General features: G+C 53.9%; 17 protein-coding genes and 1 pseudogene. 9 read left to right on the top strand and 9 right to left on the bottom strand.

The features are described 5' to 3' along the window. Together AACY50_RS04845 and AACY50_RS04840 are read left to right on the top strand one after the other, a co-directional pair. On the top strand, window positions 1-167 hold a 167-nt coding region (locus tag AACY50_RS04845), incomplete at its 5' end, for an integrase core domain-containing protein (protein ID WP_339466725.1). A gap of 37 nt (window positions 168-204) precedes the next feature. Further along, window positions 205-876, top strand: a pseudogene (locus tag AACY50_RS04840) (DUF6708 domain-containing protein); the annotation flags it as partial. 21 nt (window positions 877-897) lie between these two features. Here the strand turns inward: AACY50_RS04840 and AACY50_RS04835 are convergent. The 5 genes from AACY50_RS04835 to AACY50_RS04815 all read right to left on the bottom strand — a co-directional run bounded on the left by AACY50_RS04835 (window position 898) and on the right by AACY50_RS04815 (window position 5142). After that, window positions 898-1440 (bottom strand): acyl-CoA thioesterase, encoded by a 543-nt coding sequence (locus tag AACY50_RS04835; protein ID WP_175554138.1) that lies wholly within the window; start codon window positions 1438-1440, stop codon window positions 898-900. Beyond that, complete coding sequence (locus tag AACY50_RS04830) at window positions 1437-3107, bottom strand: AMP-binding protein (RefSeq protein ID WP_339538234.1); 1671 nt, start codon at window positions 3105-3107, stop codon at window positions 1437-1439. The genes AACY50_RS04835 and AACY50_RS04830 overlap by 4 nt, the downstream gene beginning before the upstream one ends. A gap of 80 nt (window positions 3108-3187) precedes the next feature. Continuing rightward, window positions 3188-3451 (bottom strand): acyl carrier protein, encoded by a 264-nt coding sequence (locus tag AACY50_RS04825; protein WP_339433642.1) that lies wholly within the window; start codon window positions 3449-3451, stop codon window positions 3188-3190. Continuing rightward, window positions 3438-3950: a PaaI family thioesterase gene (locus tag AACY50_RS04820; RefSeq protein WP_339433643.1), complete on the bottom strand. Its 513-nt coding sequence runs from the start codon at window positions 3948-3950 to the stop codon at window positions 3438-3440. The genes AACY50_RS04825 and AACY50_RS04820 overlap by 14 nt, the downstream gene beginning before the upstream one ends. A 10-nt stretch (window positions 3951-3960) precedes the next feature. Further along, complete coding sequence (locus tag AACY50_RS04815; protein ID WP_339433644.1) at window positions 3961-5142, bottom strand: ferritin-like domain-containing protein; 1182 nt, start codon at window positions 5140-5142, stop codon at window positions 3961-3963. 430 nt (window positions 5143-5572) lie between these two features. Here AACY50_RS04815 and AACY50_RS04810 point away from each other — a divergent pair, with 430 nt between their 5' ends. Beyond that, entirely contained in the window at window positions 5573-5977 is a 405-nt protein-coding gene (locus AACY50_RS04810; RefSeq protein ID WP_339538233.1) for an acyl-CoA thioesterase, read from the top strand. 473 nt (window positions 5978-6450) lie between these two features. Continuing rightward, entirely contained in the window at window positions 6451-6726 is a 276-nt protein-coding gene (locus tag AACY50_RS04805) for a hypothetical protein (protein WP_339433646.1), read from the top strand. A gap of 42 nt (window positions 6727-6768) precedes the next feature. On the opposite strand, the gene AACY50_RS04800 is transcribed toward AACY50_RS04805, so the two are convergent. The 4 genes from AACY50_RS04800 to rsgA form a co-directional block, all read right to left on the bottom strand. Further along, window positions 6769-7254, bottom strand: a complete 486-nt coding sequence (locus AACY50_RS04800) for a toll/interleukin-1 receptor domain-containing protein (RefSeq protein ID WP_339433647.1) — start codon at window positions 7252-7254, stop codon at window positions 6769-6771. Further along, window positions 7254-8213, bottom strand: coding sequence for a caspase family protein (locus tag AACY50_RS04795; RefSeq protein WP_339433648.1), 960 nt, complete (start codon window positions 8211-8213; stop codon window positions 7254-7256). Before AACY50_RS04795 ends, AACY50_RS04800 begins: the two co-directional genes overlap by 1 nt. 2 nt (window positions 8214-8215) lie before the next feature. Then, window positions 8216-8623 carry a TIR domain-containing protein gene (locus tag AACY50_RS04790; RefSeq protein ID WP_339538232.1) on the bottom strand — a complete coding sequence of 136 codons (408 nt, stop codon included), beginning with the start codon at window positions 8621-8623 and terminating at the stop codon, window positions 8216-8218. Between the two features lie 212 nt (window positions 8624-8835). Continuing rightward, on the bottom strand, window positions 8836-9867 hold the full coding sequence (rsgA, locus tag AACY50_RS04785) for a small ribosomal subunit biogenesis GTPase RsgA (protein WP_339433650.1): 1032 nt from the start codon (window positions 9865-9867) through the stop codon (window positions 8836-8838). Window positions 9868-9974: 107 nt separating this feature from the next. Here rsgA and orn point away from each other — a divergent pair, with 107 nt between their 5' ends. The 5 genes from orn to AACY50_RS04760 all read left to right on the top strand — a co-directional run bounded on the left by orn (window position 9975) and on the right by AACY50_RS04760 (window position 20664). Further along, on the top strand, window positions 9975-10517 hold the full coding sequence (gene orn, locus AACY50_RS04780) for an oligoribonuclease (RefSeq protein WP_339538231.1): 543 nt from the start codon (window positions 9975-9977) through the stop codon (window positions 10515-10517). A gap of 97 nt (window positions 10518-10614) precedes the next feature. Continuing rightward, window positions 10615-11226, top strand: a complete 612-nt coding sequence (locus tag AACY50_RS04775; RefSeq protein ID WP_221733102.1) for a trimeric intracellular cation channel family protein — start codon at window positions 10615-10617, stop codon at window positions 11224-11226. Window positions 11227-11985: 759 nt separating this feature from the next. Beyond that, on the top strand, window positions 11986-14517 hold the full coding sequence (locus tag AACY50_RS04770; RefSeq protein WP_339433651.1) for a hypothetical protein: 2532 nt from the start codon (window positions 11986-11988) through the stop codon (window positions 14515-14517). 347 nt (window positions 14518-14864) lie between these two features. Continuing rightward, entirely contained in the window at window positions 14865-15851 is a 987-nt protein-coding gene (locus tag AACY50_RS04765; RefSeq protein WP_339433652.1) for a hypothetical protein, read from the top strand. Window positions 15852-15930: 79 nt separating this feature from the next. Then, on the top strand, window positions 15931-20664 hold the full coding sequence (locus AACY50_RS04760; protein ID WP_339538228.1) for an RHS repeat domain-containing protein: 4734 nt from the start codon (window positions 15931-15933) through the stop codon (window positions 20662-20664). The last annotated feature ends 38 nt before the right edge of the window (window positions 20665-20702 follow it).

Genomic DNA, 20702 nt, shown 5'->3' with positions numbered 1-20702 from the left:
AGACGATTAAGCGAGATTACGTGGCGCACATGCCCAAGCCGGATCGAGAAACGGCGTTGCGTAACTTGGCAATTGCCTTCGAGCACTACAACGAGCAGCATCCACACAGCGCCTTGAACTATCGCTCTCCGAGGGAGTTCAGGCGCTTAGCGGCAGCATCAATTTAACGGGGAGTTGGTGTCCGGTTTGGTAGGGGCAAGTCCACTCGATATCGGTAACTACAGCATCGGCTCGGCAGTGATGGTGATGTGGCCGACGATGATGGTGTTTTTAGCTATCTCTTTTTTTACTCGACATCTCGATCCTGAATACAGCCGAGACGTTTTGATCTTAGGGGCCGTTATATTGGGTGTCCCTACGTTGATTTTGATCCAAGGCCTGTTCCGCGAAGTCCCCTTACCCATACGCTTCAATCGCCAACGCCGCGAAGTCTGCGTCCCCCGTAACAGTGGCGAATACTGGATCGTCCCTTGGGAGACCGTGACAGCCGCCGCCACCCAGCATTCATCAGTCAGTCAGGCCGGCAAAGCCACGATGGGTCTACTGGTCATCGCTTTCGAAAACACCGACTCGCAAGCCACGGAAGACAACAAGCACTTTTCGCTGGGCTTCAACTGTGGCGGCGGCACTACGGCAATGGCGTTGTGGGAATGCATGCGCAGTTATATGGAGATCGGGCCAGAGGCGGCACCGGATGCCGCAGCGCTTAATTCAGGGGCAAACCTGCGTTACTACATCGATTACATGAAGGATATAGCCAAAGAACGTGGCTGGTTTTTGACCCTGTTGTGGGAAGGTGTCTTTGGCGTATTCATCTTCAATGCTCCTCTCGCCACCTACCTGCAAAGGAAGAAGCTGTACCCGCCACCCGATCTGCTATCCGCTCATTCTTGAATGTCAGAGTGCAGCCGTTTGTGGTTGTGCGCGTGGACGTACAACCCAATCAGCAATGGATTCCGGCACTTCCGGGGGTTCAGGGGATTCACCAATCAAAGCAAATATTCGGGCAGGCTCTACGACTTTGCGTGAACGGTCTACCAAGAGTGCCTTGACGTTGGCCACTGCCGACACTTTCGACCCAACCATGAAAACATGCTGGAAGTAAAACCACTTTTCATCCCAGTAAAGCAGTTCGGTTTTAATTTCAAACCGCTGAAACAGCTTTATGGACTTTTTGTATTCAATGTCAACATTGCCTACCAGAGGCATCCAGCCGTTTTTCAGAATCCCTCCAAGCGTGCCGACAGACCACAGGAAATGCAGCCTGCCCAAATCAGCGAGCGATAGAAAACGACCGTTATTGATGTGCATGTTCAAATCGATATCAAGCGGTGTGGCGGTGAATCCAATCGTCGTCGCGCTCCTGAAGTGGCCAGGCTTGCGCCATCTCTTGATAAAACCTACCAACGACATGACAAATAATCTGAAAAACAGGTTCATTGGCTAACGGACTCGGCGGATCGTGAGAGGTTGTTGTAAAGAGATCTGATTTTGGCTCGGTCGATTTTCCCACTGGTCGTCTTGGACAGCTGACTCGCCGCAATGATGTCGATAGTGGTTATCTGGATTCCCAGTTCGTCACTGATCTTTCTGCGCACGATTTGGGTCAGGCTTGATGTGTCATGGCCTTTGGCTGGGACGATCAGTAACGCGCATTCTTCAGTGTCCGACTCAGTCAGTGGAACTGCTGCAACACCCCGGACACCTTCGACTTCAGCGGCGTAACTTTCAATGTCATTGGCGAAGTAATTGGCGCCATTGATAATGATGACTTCCTTGCTTCGACCGACGACATACAGGTTCCCCTCAAACAGGAAGCCTATATCACCGGTCAAGAACCAGCCGTTTTCAAGCATTGCAGCGGTATTTTTCTGGTCATTGTCATAGGCGCAGCACACCGAATTCCCTTTCAGCGCAATCTCACCCAACAGCAGTGAGGTATCCACGAAATCCAGGTTGTCGACATGAATACTGACGTCTACATGACGAATGGGTTTTCCGCACGAAACGATCTCTTTGTTCCCCGGTGCATCGCGGTCCGCGAGCACGACCCTGCCGTTGTTCAATGCCTCACGATCGACAAATACACTTTGCATGCCCTCACCCACCGTGGTGAACGTTGCACCCAGCGTCGCTTCGGCCATTCCATAAAGGGGCATGATCGAGCGTGCGGAGAATCCGTAAGGCGCAAAAGTCTGGGTAAAAGCGCGCATGACTTTAGGGTTGATGGGTTCCGCCCCACTCGTGGCAGAGCGCCAGGAGGTTAAATTCAGATCCGACAAGGCATCAACGTTGAAGCGTTCAAGACAATACTTGTAGGCAAAATTGGGTGCTGGTGAAATCTCCAGGGAAAAGTCGGAGATGGCCTTTAACCAGCTTAACGGTGCTTTTACAAAATCTGCGGTTCGCATTATGTAAGAGTCCGAGCCAGCAAACACAGGCAGTAGCAACCCACCGATCAAGCCCATGTCATGAAAGAACGGCAACCAGGTAACACCGGCAGACTCTGCGTTCATTTCAAATGATTCGCACATTGCGGCAACATTCAAAATCAGATTTTCTTGAGAAACCACGACCCCTTTTGGGTCCGAAGTACTGCCCGAGGTGTACTGGATCAGCGCGGTGTCACTGACTGCATTTGGGCGCTGACGGGGTGCCACTGGATCGCTTTCACCCAGAGCGCTGAACTCATCAAGCGTCTGTACGATCGAGGCGGTTTGAGCACCTAGAGATTCTTTGACCTCTTCACTGAGCGATTCAGAAACCAGAAACCTGTGGATCGTTGACTGCCTGGCAATAAGACCCACGCGCCTATAGAAGCTCTGCAACGGCGAAAAAGGTTGCGGTGGTGCGATGGGGACCGGCACACCGCCGGCAAACAAGACTGCAAAGAAGCTTTCGATAAAGCTGAGTTCGTTGAAAAATATCAATCCCACTCGTTCGTTGAACGTCACGCATTCCTGCATTGCACTGGCGCGGGCCTGTGCGCGCCCATGAAGGCTGGCATAACTCAAAAACGACGAAACCTTGCCATTCTTGATGACGTGAAATCCACGCTCTGGTGACAGTTCGGCTGTACGTGTAAGTGCAGTCAGTATTGTATTCACATCATTCCCTGATTTTACAAACCACCAAAAAGCGCCTTGCCGTCTATTGACTGACTGCAAAGCGCCACATCAGTCGCCGGTCAATTAATAGCGAGAGACTCTTCCTGATTAGCTTTAATCAGCCGCTGAACAGCGGCAATCAGCTGCTCCGCGGTTTCGATCGTGTAAGTTGCATCATCGGGCATTTCCACATCGTATTTTTTCTCAATCATCAAAATCATTTCAACGATCTTCATCGACGTTACACCAAGGTCTCTGATACTGGTGCTTTTGGTCACAGTGCCGGCTTCCAGCCCAACAACCGTAGTAAGAATGTCCAGTATGTCGAATTCAATTTCGTTCACAAATCGCTCCCTCGCGGCTAACTTCATGGTTTATATACAACAACGTTCTATGCGGGACTTTAGTCTGCCCACTAAAAACATCTTCGGGCTCAATCACAATCCACGACGCCTCCCCCAAGGCAACCAGATCGCCGGTTTGTGTCAGGAGCCGTGCCTCAGCTTTGATCATACTGCCGGTAATCGAGACGATTTTTCCTTCCACCCGGTACTCTGCAAATGACTCGCAGATACTGATGAAGCGCACTCGGAGTCCCATCGTGACTGCCATTTTTCCGGTGAAGACCATAATGGCTCTTCCCATGGCTTCATCCAGAACGGTCGAAACAATTCCACCGTGGACGATGCCTGGATAAGATTCATACTGACGATCCAGTGATACTCGCGCAGAGACCTCATCCACACCGTCGTCAAACACTAACTTCAAGCCGATATCATTTTGTTCGCTGCAACCAAAACAATTCGAGGTGACACCTGATTCTTCTACAAGCGTGTCGTTCATGATGTATCACCTACATTCTGGCGCGGATCTCGGCTTTCAGTGAGCGTGTATCGACGATTGCTTTATTGCCGGTGAGATTGCGCAAGGCGCGGTAGACATTGGCATCACCACGTTCATTGTCATCGTCGCCCACCACATCCTGTTCAATTGTCTTGACCGAGTCGGGTGAGTCCGCATTCGGGAAGAACAAACCTGCAGGGTGTTTGACGCCATAGGAGGCATCAATCAGCCAGACGTAAGCCATTTTCAGTGCTTCCAACATATTCACGTCGCTTTCGTCGCACAACTCTTTGCAAAAGACATAGAACGCCTTGGCATGGCGAGACTCGTCCTTGCTGAGCAAACGCCAGATTTTCTTCAGGGTGGGCTCATTCGTTCGGTGGGCGCGTAGGTTGTAGTAGTTGGCCGCACGGTATTCAGAAATCACGTTCATCATCAGCGTGGCGGACGGGTAGTCACCCACCTCATACGGTTTACGCGTAAACATGGCGTGTTTTGAACGAACCTCAATACCCAATTGCTTCAGGTATTTGGCCTGCACCAGGGCATGCCGAGCCTCTTCGGCTCCCCACATCAACGACCAGGTGGAAAAGCCGAATTCGTCACGCCACTCGTTGAGGAAGTTGTGCGACCCCGGCAATGTCGTATGTTCTACAACAGCACCATCGTGCAGAAGTTGAATGTCCTCGTCGGTCAACAAGCTTCTGTCGATACCGGAAAGGTCGCCAATTTCTGACCACTCCCATCGCGATTGTTCAAACCAGTCAAAAACCTCGTTGAATTTATTGTCTAGATAAAACTCTTTGATGTTGTGTTTTGACTGAAGCGTGGTAAAAGCAAAAATCGCTTTCTCGATAACTTTTTCAATATCCAATATTTCGGTTTTGGCAGAAACGACATCTTGAATGTCATATTTCACCGAATCTCCGAGAGCGCACACTTTCGGATCATCGCTGACTAATATAACCCGGGTACTGACCAACAGCCCCGGCTTCTTGATAGCCTCCAAAACTTGTTCAACTTCATGCAACTTGTCAGAAGCAATGAGAATGACCGAGCAGTTGGAATTCTGCGAATCCACATCAACTACAAACTCATGAATGGCTTTTTCGACTACAGCATTACCCTTGCGATCAACGAGCGAGATAGCGGAAGAGTTAACTTCACCGGAATAAAGGTAAAAGATATTCATAGAAGTCCTTTGCAATGTTTACATCTCCATATCGGCACTTGAGCATGCCGCACCAGCACCCTGACCACAGGGTCAGCTTATAGACCGAAAACCACCCAGTGGTCACGGCGAGGCGAGTATATAGACGTTGGATCCAAAAAAATGAGCTAATTAAAGGCCAATCATAAGACCTTTAGCTAATTGCTTAACCACCACAATCATGATATGCGAAACAGAAATGACTAAATATACCGATAGGAATTGGAACACCCGTCTCACTTAGGTATGTCAGCGGCTGCTTGATCTGATGAACGCTGCGGATACCCGTCGAGGGTAATGCTATGTTATGGACTTGCCGCATCAACATGACGAGCATCATTCTTGAGCGGCAATAAAGAGCACCAGCGCGCGGATAACTTCCGGCATCGGATAAATCAAGGAAAACAGACCAATGCCCAATGCAGTTTTTGTCAGCAGAACCATTTTGTTTGGAGACTGTGATCCCGCAGGATTAGTTTACACTCCCCGTTTTTCATATTTTTCGGTAGAAGCTGTATATGCTGCACTTGACAAGTGGCTGGGCGCACCAGGACTTAGAAATCTGATGGGCTTTGATATATTGCCGCCGGTACGCGCCATGTCATTGGAGTTACTGGCACCTCTGACGTGGGATGATGAGTTAAACATCAAGGTCAGCGTGGCAAAAGTAGGGATTCACTCTTTCACTTTTCTGGTCGAGGGGTTTATCAGCAATGGAACATTATCTTTCGTAGCGAATATCACTCATGTCTGCGTCTCGCCAGAAACCAAAGAGGTTGTCGCCATTCCGTCACGACTTAGAACATTTCTTTCATGAGTCGCCAAAAATAGGCTATTTCCAAAAACCCGGTCAGGCGTCCCCAACCAGCAGCCGCAATCGGCCAAGAGTAGAAATTCGTCCGGAACGGCTATTGCCCCGAGAAGAAAGAGGACAGGTAAAAAGGGGGGATTTCCGGAAAATACTTTCGCCCCCTTTAGCTCTCTACTTGTGTAGACCCAATTGGCGCTCTTGCCGGTTCACTTGACAGATTGCGCCCCAAACAGAATGGGAACGGCGTCCAGAAAATGAAGCATTTCAGGCTCCTTGGTGTTCAAGCTTCCGGCGTTTTTCAAGGTTGTTGTCGCGTCGCCGTCTAACTATGCCGCGCTTTTCTCGGTCTGCTGCTGCCGATCCGGGTTCAACATCACAGTGCCCATCGGCTCCCAGTTTCTTGTCTGGCCAGACCAGCGTTCCGGGCATTTCTCCCGAGCTTGCTCGTACAACTCATGACGCCGAGCCAGGATCAGACCATGGCTATTTATCGTCCGCTGCAAGGCAACATAAGCACCACCCCCACGCTCTACATCGACACCGAAGCCAAGGCCTCGACCCTTCTCGAAACCTCAAAGCATCGCTTGAACATCCTGCGCAATATGCTCAACAGCGTCAGTTGCCTGTGCGTCAACGATGCCGAAGGTCATGATCTGGAACACTTCGCCAGCGCCGCGCATATCCTGCTTCAGAACGGCTGTGACGCACTGGATGCGTTGGGCTGGAAGCTGGATAGAGTCGCACCCAGCCTTTGAAAGTTAAAAAGCCGCGATGGTGTCGCGGCTTTTTTACGTCGGTCAGAACCCCCGCCGAATCCGGTTTTTCAGTTGTTCATGGAAAATCTCGGCGTTGCGTTTATAGGTGCCGCTGAACGATTCGTTGCTCGAGTCCAGCGTCATTGAACGCTTGCTCGACACTTCCTCACGATACGCATCGATAAAGAAATTCAGATCACTCTCTGTGCTCAGCTTCGGCCACTTATCCAGGTACAACGGCAATTCCGTCGGCCCGGTCTTGAACGAGCAGATCCGCCGGTTGCTGATCGTCGCCTCACCGATTTCAAACGGCACCCACCACGACAGCGCGGTTTTTTCCGAAACCACCGCCAACAGGTGCGTGCATTCGGTGATGTTGCGGGTGATGACCCCGGTGATGTCTTCGGTGGTCTGGGATTCCGGATCCAGTACGTCGAGGTAGGTTTTGATGTTGGCCTGCATCAGTCGGGTGTTGATGGCGATGGCGTGGGCGCGATCCATGTGGCGGTAGCTGATGAAGACAGGCATCAGAAGTGTCCTTTGAGGGCGAGTTCGCGGTAGTAGGCGCCGAGGGCGGTGAGGCGACAACCGGTGGAGTTGAGGGCGGCGTAATACATGTGCTCGGCATCGACCGGTTCGACCAGGCTGTGGCGGTTACACATTTGCAGTTGCTTGAAGACGGCGCCGTGATCGGGGTCGAACGTTGCTTCGGTGGGCTCGTAGCTGGGATCGAGCCTGAAGACGAAACTCGGCTCGGGGAACCAGTCCTTGAGTTTGCGCAGGGTTTGTTCGGCAATCAGCGGTGCTACCTCGCGCAACGGCACGAACTGCGACACGTTGGTCTTGAACACCGGGCGCTGCTCCCAGGCACCCAAGGCATTGTCGACAAACGAGTAAACGCTACCCGGCGTGACCTTGCCGAGCACGTTCGCGGCGCCACCGTGCAGCGCCTGTAACAGCAGGTCGGTGAATACGCCGTGGCCGCGACTTTCGAGGGCGGACTGTTCTTTTTTGCACGCGGTGAGAATGGTCATGCCTTCGCCGATCACACTGCTGCCACCGCGCAAATTGCGCATGGCGCCGGCTGCGCCTGCCTGACAGCAATCGAGAATGATGATTTTGTTCTTGATGTGCGGGGCCTTGTCCGCCCACTCCAGAATGTCGCTGATGCGAATGCCTTCCCCGCCGTGTTTGAAGTCCTGTGGAATCAGCAGCCCTTCGTCGATGCTGGTGTCGAACTGGCCGTGGCCGGCAAAGTACAGCAGCGCCACATCGCAGTCGCCCGAGAACAGACTTTGAATGTGCTGTTTCATGGCCGTGAGCGTCAGGTTCTCCTCGGATGAGGTCAGCACTTTGCTGCTGAAGTTCGGGCGCCCGCTGGCGTGACGCTCCAGCACCGAAGCCATGGCCATTGCATCGTTGTTGCAGCCGCTCAGTGGCGTGACGTGGGCGTAGTGGTTGATGCCGATAAACAGTCCCTTGCGCATGATTACACCGTCGTATGCAGGCGAATGGCGGCGACGATGCTTTTGGTGCTCCACGCGCACTCGGCATCAGCGGCGTTGCGTACGACGGTGGAAATCCGCTCGGCCCCGAACGGCTTGATCGCGATGATCACTTTGCCCATGCGCTTGGCGATTTCGATTTCCTTGTTGATCCACTTGCTGTACGTCGAGTACATGCCGGCCATGATCAGCACTGCCGAGCAAGGGCGGATCTTGTTCTCGATAGCCTCTTCCAGTTGCTTGTCGGTTTGCGCGCCCATGATCGGGTTGTGCGGTGGCACGGAGAAATTCTTGAAGGTGAAACCGGGTTGCGCGCTGAGCAGGCGTACGAGGTTGTCGTGGGCGTGGGAATAGTTCCACGAATGGCTGATGAACAAATGATAGGTTTGCATGGGGTTCCTCGGAGGTCGCGACAGTGCGAAGGAGGAACTGAATGTAGGCATCTGCGTGAGGCCTACAAGGTGCTGGCGGTAAAAGAGAAATGTCCTGCAAACAGGCGTGCTAAAGCCCTACAGAAAGGTCTGACGTTTAGGCGTTCTGAGGATTTGTCAGGCGTGATCCTACAGCCGGCAGCCCTGTGTTTCAGGGCTGCCGGTGCGCCTGTTTAATAGCCGTTTTCAGGCAGGCTGGCGATGATCGAGCGGTAGCTGTTCATTCGTTGTTGCTGCACGCGGCCATCTTCCAGAGCCTTGAGCAGTGCACAACCCGGTTCACGATCATGCTTGCAATCGCGGAAGCGGCAGGTGCCGAGCAGGTCATTGAACTCGATGAAGCCGGCTTCGACGTCGGCACGACTGACGTGGCCCAGGCCAAATTCGCGGATGCCCGGGGAGTCGATCAGTTCACCACCGCCCGGAAAATGGAACAGGCGCGCGGTGGTCGTCGTGTGCGTGCCTTGGCCGGACAGCTCGGACAACGGCCCGACACGGGTTTCAACTTCAGGCAGCAAGCTGTTGACCAGCGACGACTTGCCGACGCCGGACTGGCCGACGAACACGCTGATGCGCCCGTCGAGCTGCTTTTGCAGTTGTTCCATGCCGTTGCCGTGGTGCGCGGACACTTCCAGCACCGGATAACCGAGCGTGCGGTAAACCGCCAGCAGGGCGTTGAGTGCCGGGGCATTCTGCTCGTCGATCAGGTCGAACTTGTTCAGCAGCAACAGCGGACGGATGCCAGCGTGTTCGGCCGCTACGAGGTAGCGGTCGATCAGGTTGGCGTGGGGCTCGGGCAGCGGGGCGAAGACGATGACGATCATGTCGACGTTGGCCGCTACAGGCTTGAGCTGGCCACGGCTGTCCGGACGGCACAGTTCGGTGGTACGCGGCAATTGCGCGACGATCACACCGATGCCCTGGTTGCCGGCACGCCAGACGACCTGATCGCCGGTCACCAGCGCTGGCAGGTTGGCGCGTAAGTGGCAACGGAACACCTGGCCTGCGAGTTCGCCGTCCTTGGCCTCGACCTCGACCTGCACACCGAAGTGAGCGATCACCAGGCCGTGTTGCTCAGGGCCGAGATCGCCACCTTCGAGCGCCTCGACTGCCGAGGACTCACGTTTGGCGGCGCGTGCGGCGCGCTCGCCCTGAATCTTTTCGATGCGCCAGTTTTGACGACGATTGAGTTGGCGTTTGGCCATGGGTGTTCCGTCTGAAGAATGCAGCGATTAGGTAAAACGGCCGCGAGTTTAGCACGCCGGGGCACCGGCCTAGGCTAAACTGCGCAGCATTGCCTAGGAGCCGAAATATGCAGAACCCACAGAATCTGATCTGGATCGACCTGGAAATGACGGGCCTTGATCCGGATAACGACGTCATCATCGAAATGGCCACCATCGTCACCGACAGTGACCTCAACACGCTGGCCGAAGGGCCGGTGATCGCCATTCACCACAGCGACGACGTGCTGGCACGCATGGACGAGTGGAACACCCGTACCCACGGTAACTCCGGCCTGACCCAACGCGTTCGCGACAGCCGCGTCAGCATGGCCGAAGCCGAAGCCGAAACCATCGCGTTTCTGGAGAAGTGGGTGCCCAAGGGCAAGTCGCCAATCTGTGGCAACAGCATCTGCCAGGATCGCCGCTTCCTCTATACCCACATGAAGGCGCTGGAAAGCTACTTCCACTACCGCAACCTTGACGTCTCCACACTCAAAGAGCTGGCCGCACGCTGGGCGCCGGACGTACGCGACAGCTTCAAGAAGGGCAGCACGCACCTGGCGCTGGACGACATCCGTGAATCGATCGCCGAACTGCAGCATTACCGCAAGCACTTCATCAAGTTCTGATACCGGGTTGGCGGCTTTTTGTGGCGGGTGTTCTCGCCCTCTTTTGGTGCTGCACCGAAATGGCTAGACTGCGCGCCTTCCTGCCAGGATCGCCACCATGTTGCTAATGCTCTATTTGATCGCCATTACCGCTGAAGCCATGACGGGCGCGCTGTCTGCGGGCCGTCGCGGCATGGACTGGTTCGGCGTGGTGCTGATTGCGTGTGTCACGGCGCTGGGCGGCGGTTCGGTGCGTGACGTGCTGCTCGGGCACTACCCGCTGACATGGGTCAAACACCCGGAATACCTGGTGCTGACCTCCGCTGCGGCAATGTTGACCGTGTTCACTGCACGTTGGATGCGGCATCTGCGTTCGTTGTTTCTGGTGCTCGATGCCGTCGGTCTGGTGGCGTTTACCCTGATCGGCTGCATGACCGCTCTGGAAATGGGCCACGGCATGCTGGTGGCTTCGGTCAGCGGTGTGATCACCGGTGTCTTCGGCGGCATCCTGCGCGATATCTTCTGTAATGACATCCCGTTGATCTTCCGCCGAGAACTGTATGCCAGCGTGTCGTTCGCCGCCGCCTGGTGTTACATGTTGTGCCTGTATCTGAACGTGCCAGGTGAACAAGCCATTCTGATTACCCTGTTCGGCGGGTTTTTGTTACGTCTGCTGGCCATTCGTTTTCATTGGGAAATGCCCAAGTTCGTTTATAACGATGAGCATTGATTCCGCCTGCTATCGAATAAAAAATACAGTTCTGCCGGGTTTTGCGAATTGACGGTGGCGGCGGGTTTTTATCTGTTTTTACCGGTTGTTGAGGTTTCTTGCCTTTCTGCTCAAGCGGAATTAGTAGGGGGCATGTTATTTCTGAGTCTTGCCGCTGATTCAATATGAGACTGGGAGAACCATTGCGAAATGGTTGGCGAGCCAGTAATGAAAAGGGACGTTTCACTCTGGCGGTACTGAACACTGTCGCTGTAATAGATCGTGTGGATGATGAAAACGAGGAGGGTCCGGTCCTGCCTTGTATACGTGCGTTCCGGGTTTCCAGCCAAAGCGGGAAAACCTTCCAGATCGGTGTCGCCATCAAGTTCAACGGGTAGGTTGTCCGTAGCAGTGGCAATGCTTTGTCGAGCCGGCATTACAGCAACTTCAAAATTATTCCATTAAGTGGCTGCGCACGTTTGTGGTCTGGCGCGGATGTGAATTACCGGTATTCGTGTCGGGCACTTATACCTGGGCCAGCACCTGAGGGGCTAAAAACAAACAGGTCGAATAAGCTAGTTGATAGTGACTGCGCTTTCGTCTACGTCAACAAGCTTCGCGAGTCACACATCGAGAACTAATTGGCGTCGTTGTTTATTAATGCGATAAATGTAGTACACCTATATACCGGTTTACACCGGATAAGCCGATAAACTGATTGTACTGACGGCCCTGCAGTGTTACGGGGCCCAACTAACCAAACCTCAAGGATGAGCATTCATGGCTGGTAAACCGCCAAAGATCAAACCTGTTCCTGCCCCTGCCAAAACACCCGATTTCAGCGCGAATGAACCACATCGCCCAGCGTACCCCTCTCCAGCAATGCCGCATTTACCTCTCCCCCCTCGCCCGGAACACTTGCACCCGTCCTACCGGCCAGATTTGGTCGCGGTGACGCAGGCGAGCAGTTTGAGTGTGAGCCCGTTGTCTTTCGCGTTCGACGATTTTTCGAAGCTTGCCGCGACGCCCTCGCTGGCAGATTACTGGATACACACCGACAAAAGCCTCGGCGAGCCCGATGCGCAGGGCATCCGGAGGTTCAGGCAGCGTCAGTATGTGGCCGTAGCCGACAACCATTTCGTGCAAGTTGTCCTGGACGCCGAGAGTGGCCTGTTTCGCGCCACGCTAGCCAGAGAACTCAACCCTTCCGGCCCGCTTCTGAAGCCGGATAGCGAGGGCAGGTTCTGGGTCCCTCTGCAAAGCAGTGATTCGCGTAATCACCCTGCAAGACTCAATTCGTTAAGGAGGCGAACGGCAGAACTGTTTCACCGCGTCGGGTATTCAGTGGACGGCTTTTCCGAGGTCACGATTACACGCATTCTTGCCGTTAGTGGGATGGATGAAACGCTGGCACGCGATTCCCCCGCTTACGCTCGGTCCCTCGTCTTGCTGCAGGACGCTCTCAGGCGCTTGAGCCTCGATCAGAAAATCCACACGTTCATCACACAAATGCAACATCCCGATCCGCTAGTGCGCGCCCAGGTCGATCCGCAGTTGCAGGCTCTGCTGCAGTTGCGCGAAGGCGAGCCTGGCGCAAGCATTGCCCAGCGCGACCGCGCCGCGCTCTTTCAGAATCATGAGCGTGCGTTCGAACTTGACTGTGATGAAAACACGTTGCAGATGCGGCGGATTTTTCCTGACTTGCCCAAAGCGGCAGCCGAGGCCTTGTGGCGCGATGCAAGTGCCGCCGAGCGTCTGCATATGCATAACCAACCGGGAATGCCACGGCAAATGGCAGAAGAGGCGCTGTTGGTGCTGCGCGATGTTCGTCTCGCAAGAGCCTGTGAAGGGATTTATCTGGATTCGGTATCCAGTCCGGACAGTGACCGACTGGCGTTGCATATGATCGGACGCCTTGCGCAGTGGCCGCGAGATGTCCGTATCGAGATTCGTCAGGATGTGTTTGACGGGAAGGTCTTGACGGCTATCGGCGATGTGCTGACTTCGTTCCATCACGTTCTGGTCCAGCAGGACGCCGGGTATGTCATCAGCAGCCCCGAGGGTTCATCGTCCAAAGGCATGAGCGATCTGTATTCGGCTGTCTGGTTCCTGTTACTGCCCGTACAGCGTCAGGCCTTCGGTGTGGCGGAGGGAGGAGGGCAAACGCTGCAGCGATTGATTCGTGCACAGCCGTTGCCATCGCGCCAGGCTGTGAGCGAACTGCTGGGGCTGGCGCCGATTCCAATGACGGTCGACTCTGCCACCGCGCAATACAGGCAAGCGTGGAAGCTGCGAGGCGGCGCCGATAACAATCCGACATCGGCAAAGACCGTTGTTGACCGCGTACATGATCTTTATCCGCAGCTTTCGGGTGAGGAGGTGACGACGTTTATCAACGAGCGTTTAAAGAGTGATCTGGCCGGCGTAATGATGAGGCTGGAAAAAGAGTTCGCGACGTTGTGCAGTGAATTGTCGATATGGAGTGCCGATAAGCCGTCACCTCATGCGGATTCGTCGGGACAGGGGAGAGCGCCAACCCCCGCGGAGCAACGTCAGGCTCGCGAGCAATTCAGCGCAAAGCTGCAAGATATCTGGCGGCGCAAGTCCGTTTCGAGATGGGGGTACGGTGACTATCATTTTTCTTCCAGCGTCGATTTTTCCGGTGAGCTACCAAGGCTGTCTGCCAGGTTTGAATATGTAACAGAGTTAATATTGACCGCAGAAAAACCAGGCGCACGGATAGGCGCGTTTCTTGACAGTTTTCCCAATGTTAAATACTTGAAGGTGACTGGTGTAGAGATGCAGGAATTCCCGTCAGGGATCTTTCAAATGCGTGAACTGCTGCAACTCACGTTGGATAGTTGCTCGCTTAGACTTTCTGATATGACGGCTGAAGGGCTGGCAAGAATGGAAACGCTTACATTGTTGAACCTGGCACGCAATCCTCTGACAGTTGCTCCACCTGTAGGCTTCATGCCGGATTTAACGGAATTGATGCTGTATGACGCCAATCTTTCCAGCGTTCCTTCAGGAATAGATTCGCTGAAAGAACTCGAGGTGTTGGCGTTGCAGAATAATAATATTTCAGAGGTGGGGGATGAGCTGTTCGATATCCCGGATACACAGAATTTATTCGTTGGTCTGGTGAATAATCCCTTGAGTGACGCGTCGAGGCAGCGGATTACCGAGTATCTGGAAAACGCCAGCATGGACCGGAAAATTGAAATTGAAATGGAAGAGCCACTGTCGGATGTAGAGTCTGACAGTGAATCCTCAGAGAGTGGATTTTCGACGGGCTCAGAGAGTGACTGAATGTGGGGGGAAGTAACTGTTTTCTTGCCGGTCTAACATAGTCTGATAAATATAAATAACGCGCTGGCTCCCCTTCTGCTTTTGATTTTGCCGTGGTCAGGAGGGGAGGAACCTCTGGCAAGGCCGGAATTAAAGGGTTGGCAGGATTGATTTCAAATCGGGTGACAGGAGATCCGGATTTTTAGAATGTTTTAGAGTTTATGTGTGTTGTTGGTTTCTATGTTCAGGTGTTTTCGTGGTTTTAATTTGTCGAATGTCCTGTCTTTTATTGTTTTTAGTGCCGTGTCTCAATGCCTCGGCGCGTCCTGATGGAGGCGAAACTTATTAATTAGCCAAGGTGTTATTGAATGTTTGATGAGCAGCTTAATATTTCCCGTATCGAGGTGAAAACCGACTCCACAAGGTCTGGTCAACATAAGATTCTTTACGCCAACGGTCGCATGCAAGTACGCGTATTGGTGCTTTTACACGGTGTCGATAACAATGGAGACGGCGCGTCACTGTATGGGCATCCTGCATTACAAACACTGCGGCTGATTGCCTATAACGGCGCTCGACCTCTTGAAGGTGACTGGAGCGTATCCGTGCAGGAAAATCGGTATGCCCATGAAATGTCGGGTGGGGCACCGCGGGCTATAGAAGTTCCGCGTGTTAATGACAATCGCAAAAGTGACGTTTCTGATCCTGTACAAATTCTTGAGTTTTGGGTTTCCGCCTCCAGGCCTGGAATCATGGAAGTCGCTGCCGAAATCGTCATGGACTCAGTGGTATTGCGAAGCAATGGAGTCGGCTTTGACAGCAGTGTGACGCTGGAGGCGATTCCGCCTAAAGAGTATCCGCTGAGTAGTTTTTCATTGAGTAAATATGATGAGAAACAGCAGCGTGCCCAATATGACTGGGTCCAGCATTATCATATTGCTCTGCAAGCAGAGGGCCGGCAGATTCACCTCCTTGACTGGTATAGCAGTGAGGTGAAACTTGACCCTTATGATTCCGAAAATGCGGTGCAGGTTTATGTGTCCGGCAATATTCCCGACACACAGGATGGTCGCAGATGTTTTTATGGTTACATGGCGCCGATTTATGGGCTGAAAACAACGTTTCGCAGCCCGCTCGGCTACATAACCGTCCCGATTAACAAAGTGCCTGGACAATTGACGCTTGTTCAGTATGTTTCCGCGGACCTGCAAGTGGCGCGGGAGAATGAAAGCGCATTCGAGTTTGCAGTGGTCGATGAGTTCGGTTCGGAGCACAGGCTTAGTATTGATGGTGATAAAGAACAACGTACTTTTGTTCTGGGTGAGTCCAAGCGGTCAATGAAACAGCTTGTCTGATTTCGATACATGGCCAGCGAGTTTTCGCTGGCCAACCTGACTGGCCAATATCTGAATCTGGAAATAAAGGACGTTTTCAATGAAAAGTAATTCATCCTCCGCCGTTCACTCGAATGCTTTCAACTTTGGTGAGTTTGTTTCCGGAGGCGTTGACCCCCGCACGGGCATGTATACGTGCGCCTTTTCGTTAGGCAAGTTGTGTTCGGCGGATCTCAATGGCCCTGAGGTTGCACTTTCACTGGGTTTCAACCCGCTCAATCAGGTGGATGCCGGTTTCGGCCTCGGCTGGTCGTTGACCATGACTCAGTATGACGTGCGCAGCAAAGTCATGACGCTGTCCAACGGCGAGCGCTACAAGGCTGTCGAGACATCTGCGGGCCTGAAGTTCAAGGAAATGAAACTGCAAACTGCCAGGGTACTGGTGGCCGGGGCAGGGCGCTATGAAGTTCGATACCGCGATGGTCGGCGTGAACTGCTTAAAGTTCAGGCCGGCACTCATATCGCGGTAGCAGAAAAAATTGTCGCGGCGAACGGTGTGAGCATCACGCTCAAGCATGAGACGTTCAATCAGTTTGCCATGTTGACCGAAGTCTGTGACGCCAAGAGATGCCTGTTGAGAGTTACGCGCAAGGCCGGTCAGGTGACATTGACCCGGCATCCCGATACCTCGTCCAGTTCCGACTACAACCTGATCCTGAAAAATAGTCGGGTAACGGCAATCGAACTTCCGCTCGGCAAAGGTTGGGATCTGGAATATGAAGTCATTGATGAGGCCAGCTATCTGTGCCGCGTCGTCAATCCATTGCGCGGCGTAGAAATCATTCGCTACAAGCGTCAAGGTCACCGCTTCGTAAGTGGCGTGCAGCGAACACTTCCGTTTGTCATCGCTCACGATATTTACCCAGGCCGGCGCCAACCCAGGCTTTGCAAGGTATATACGTATTCCAACCATAACTTTCTCGGGCAGGGCCTCATCCCGGCCAGGGACAATGACATAGATCCTCTCTACCTGGCGCCCGACCACTACGTCTATACCTCGGACGAGAAATTAGTGGTCAATGGCAAGGTGCACACCCGGATTAACCGCACCTACAACAAATTCCATTTGCTGGTCGCAGAGGTCACGACATGTGGCAATGCCCAGACCACAATCGCCACCGAGTATCACTGTTCGGTTACCAAACTGTTCAATGAGCAACCGGCTCAGTTCCGCATGCCGAAAGTTCAGACGGTGACTTATTTCGATCGGCGCACCCAACAGAAGCGCGAGGAAACCACCGTCACCGAGTTCGACGGCGAAGGCAACCTGCTCAAACATGTCGAGCCGAGTGGGGTGACGACTTTGTCGGAGTATTATCCTGCAAGCGGTGGGGACAACTGCCCGGAGGATCCGCTGGGTTTCACCAGGTTCCAGAAAAAGAGAACGGTCAGCGCTGCGGCCGCGAGTGGCGCCTCGTCTGTCACGTACTACGACTATGCGTTGCATCCTGCGCTGGAAGGCGCAGAACTGGCATCTGTCTTTCCGGTTGAAGAGCGTTATTTCGAGCGCGTGGAGGGGGTTGAGATCCTGCGTTCGAAAACCCAAAGGAGTTACCTGAATACGCCAAAGGACCCGCTCAAGCACGGGGCCATGAAACAGCAAAGCATTACCCGTAACGATAAAAAGACCTGCACGCAATTCTCCTATGAGCTTGAAGGTATCAGGCTGCGGGTGACGTCCAGCACGCAGGGCTTCGATGGCTCGCTGCAGACCAGTGAGGCCGTGCTCTCGACGCTCACTGGGCTACAGGTGTCAGAAGTCGGTATCGATGGCGAGCGTATCGAACATGAGTACGACGCGATCGGCCGAGCAGTGTGCAAAACGGTTGCCCCCGGCACCCCGTACGCGGCCGCTACCAGGTGGGCCTTTTTGGCCGCCAGCAAACAACAACCGGCCACGATGGTCACCACGGATCCCGCCGGCGGCGAACAAAGAGTGACCTATGATGGCCTGGAACGAGTGATCGCCGTTCAGGAAAAGGACTGCGACCGTCCGGACGAGGATGGGCTCATTGCGTCTCGTACTCTTTATTGCGCCCTTCATGATTCGGCGGGTCACAAGGTAGAAGTGACGCTGACCGATTGGCGCGATGGCAAGCCTTATCCGTTGATCACCCGCTACGAATTCGATAACTGGGGCCAGGTCTGCAAGACGTTCCATGCCGATGGGCGTGTCGAACATAGCGAGGCCGATCCGGTCCTTCGCCAGCAAACGAATTGGCTTCAGGGGATGGGCAAGACCGTTACCCTCATCAACGAGTTTGGTAAACCCCTGAGGGTCGAGAGCTTCAATCTGAAGCACAAGAGTCTTGGCAAAACCGATTACACCTATGACGGATTCGGGCGTACAACCAGCCAGACCGATCCGGCCGGCAATACCACTCGATATGAGTACGACGTTTTTGACCGGATGATTCGCAGTGTCCTGCCCGACGCCAGCGAGGTGGTCACCGACTACGCCGATCACAGTGACGAAGCGCTGCCGGTCGGCATTCAGGTCGATGGCAAAGTGTTGGGCCGGCAAACCTATGACGGATTGAATCGCCTGACGCAAAGTACAGTAGGCGGCCGCAAGTCCGAGGCCGGTTATGAAGCAGGTTTCAGCCAGCCGCAGTGGTACAAGAGCGCTGACGGCAAGAAAATCGAATTCACGTATTTGCGCCATAGGGGCGGTTTACTGACTGAGCGCAAGGCGGGGGCATTGCTCACGACCCTGACTTACGACCCCGTCAACGGCCATCCCTTGACCTGTATCGAAAATGGCAGAGAGCGTCGTTTTACGTATTACCCTTCCGGGCGCGTCAAATCCGAAACGACGACCTACGGCGCTATCAGCAAAGCAACCTCCTTTACCTATTCCCTGGAGGGGCGACCGATCACCTGCATCGATGTACTCGGATCCGAACGCAGATCCGAATACGATGACCATGGCCGCTTGTTATCAACCTTGCAGGGTTCGCTGAAAACCGAATTCCACTACAACATCCAGACGGGGATGCTGGAATGGACGAAGACCGAAGAGACGTCGATCAAACGTCAAATGATCACTCGGTTTACCTATGATGATATCGGTCGTGAAATCTGCCGTACTTTCCAGGTGAAGGGCCAGCCCGACCAGACGCTGGCGTCTACTTATACGCTCGCCGGCAAACTAGCGCAGAAAGTGTCCAGGCGTGGCACGCAAGTGTTGCGCGATGAGCAATTTGTCTACGATGTGCGTGGGCGCCTGATCCAGTACGACTGTGCCGGCCCCCTAAAGCCCCGGGACCCGTACGGCAAAGAAATTGCTCAGCAGACGTTCACATTCGATGCGCTTGATAATCTTCTCACCGTACAGACGCGGTTCCCTCTGGGTGTGAACCTGACCACCTTCAGTTACGACAATCCGGACCCAGTACAACTCAGCGCAGTCAAACATTCTCATGTCGACTATCCATCGGCCGTGACCCTGGAATACGACGCCAACGGCAGGATGATCAAGGATGATCAGGCGCGAACCCTGGCCTATGACGCGTTCGGGCGTCTGGAACAACTGACCAGCGCCGCAGGTTCGGTTATTCGCGGCTACCATTACGACGGTTTTGACCACCTGGTTGAACTGTCGCAACCCAATACCACCACTGCCCAGCGTTATTACCACGAAGGCCGGGTCGCCAATGAAGTCAGCGGTGAAAATTCATCCAGTGTCCTGCGTCACGGTGGATTGCTCGTGGGCCAGCAACAACTCGGATTGAAGGCCGGCGCGCAGTTGTTCGGCACCGATCAGCAGCAAAGTGTGTTGGCAGCACTGGGTGAAGAACAACTGACTGATTGCACTTACAGCCCTTACGGGCATCGTCCCGCCGAGGGTGGTTTGTTCAGTCTGGCGGGGTTCAACGGCGAGCAGTTGGATCCGGTAACCGGGCTGTATCTATTGGGCAATGGCTACAGGGCTTATAGCCCGACATTGATGCGGTTCCTCGCCCCCGACAACATGAGTCCATTCGGTGAGGGCGGATTGAATGCCTACGCTTATTGCCTGGGCGACCCCGTCAATCGTGTTGATCCTACCGGGCATATCTCCTGGCAATCGATTCTGGGCATCGGACTCAGTGTGCTCGGGATTGTTGCCAGTGTGCTGACGATGGGGGCCGCGACGCCATGGGCGGCGGCGGCATTGGGGCTGGCCGTTGCTTCAGGCTTGGCGGGTATTGCCAGCGAATTGGTCAATCACTATGCACCGGATTCTTCGGCAGGAGAGGCATTGGGCTGGATCAGTGCTGGGCTAGGCTTGGCTTCGCTGGGTACCGGTCTGGCGGCCGGAGCCAAGGCTGCTGTCAACGCGGGCAGGAAGCTGGCTTCAGCCTTTCAGTCAGGGCTTAGTTCACGAGGCGCGGGTAAAGCGGCCAAAGCGTTTGCCAAAGGAAAAGGCGCCAAGGCTGCGGCAAAAGCCCAGTCTGCGAAAGCCACCGCACGGGTTGAGGACGAGGTCGAACAGAAATGGACAGTGGTCAGGCCTAAAGACAAGATGAATTTTCTTAATATAGAGGCGCGGAATGCCTCTGAGACCAGGGTTAAGTTATTCATTCAGCTCATTGAGGAGGGTAACTCTCCGACCTCCGCTGCCGCGCTCCTTCACGCCGAATACACGCCATTGAAGGGGCCATCCAGTTCATCGTCCAGGTTGATGCATCTTTATTTGTCAAAGGGTGATCGCGTGTATCTCACTGAAAATGCGAAGGACAGGATTGTCATCATCAAACAGATGGGTGGGCACTACAAAGAAAAAAAATAAACATAAATAACGCGGCGAGGCAGTGTTCAGCATGAGCC

The sequence above is a fragment of the Pseudomonas sp. RA_15y_Pfl2_54 genome, from assembly GCF_963971015.1.
Classification (GTDB): domain Bacteria; phylum Pseudomonadota; class Gammaproteobacteria; order Pseudomonadales; family Pseudomonadaceae; genus Aquipseudomonas; species Aquipseudomonas baetica_A.
Note: the sequence above shows the minus strand (reverse complement) of the source record. Positions and strands in the feature narration are given on the sequence as shown.

Bases quoted from the DNA above. Each gene is read 5' to 3' on its own strand.
- AACY50_RS04815 (WP_339433644.1), bottom strand. From the start codon at position 5,142: ATGAATATCTTTTACCTTTATTCCGGTGAAGTTAACTCTTCCGCTATC.
- AACY50_RS04820 (WP_339433643.1), bottom strand. From the start codon at position 3,950: ATGAACGACACGCTTGTAGAAGAATCAGGTGTCACCTCGAATTGTTTT.
- AACY50_RS04790 (WP_339538232.1), bottom strand. From the start codon at position 8,623: ATGCAAACCTATCATTTGTTCATCAGCCATTCGTGGAACTATTCCCAC.
- AACY50_RS04760 (WP_339538228.1), top strand. From the start codon at position 15,931: ATGAAAAGTAATTCATCCTCCGCCGTTCACTCGAATGCTTTCAACTTT.
- rsgA (WP_339433650.1), bottom strand. From the start codon at position 9,867: ATGGCCAAACGCCAACTCAATCGTCGTCAAAACTGGCGCATCGAAAAG.
- AACY50_RS04775 (WP_221733102.1), top strand. From the start codon at position 10,615: ATGTTGCTAATGCTCTATTTGATCGCCATTACCGCTGAAGCCATGACG.
- AACY50_RS04770 (WP_339433651.1), top strand. From the start codon at position 11,986: ATGGCTGGTAAACCGCCAAAGATCAAACCTGTTCCTGCCCCTGCCAAA.
- AACY50_RS04765 (WP_339433652.1), top strand. From the start codon at position 14,865: ATGTTTGATGAGCAGCTTAATATTTCCCGTATCGAGGTGAAAACCGAC.
- AACY50_RS04800 (WP_339433647.1), bottom strand. From the start codon at position 7,254: ATGCCTGTCTTCATCAGCTACCGCCACATGGATCGCGCCCACGCCATC.
- AACY50_RS04810 (WP_339538233.1), top strand. From the start codon at position 5,573: ATGCCCAATGCAGTTTTTGTCAGCAGAACCATTTTGTTTGGAGACTGT.
- orn (WP_339538231.1), top strand. From the start codon at position 9,975: ATGCAGAACCCACAGAATCTGATCTGGATCGACCTGGAAATGACGGGC.
- AACY50_RS04835 (WP_175554138.1), bottom strand. From the start codon at position 1,440: ATGAACCTGTTTTTCAGATTATTTGTCATGTCGTTGGTAGGTTTTATC.
- AACY50_RS04795 (WP_339433648.1), bottom strand. From the start codon at position 8,213: ATGCGCAAGGGACTGTTTATCGGCATCAACCACTACGCCCACGTCACG.
- AACY50_RS04805 (WP_339433646.1), top strand. From the start codon at position 6,451: ATGGCTATTTATCGTCCGCTGCAAGGCAACATAAGCACCACCCCCACG.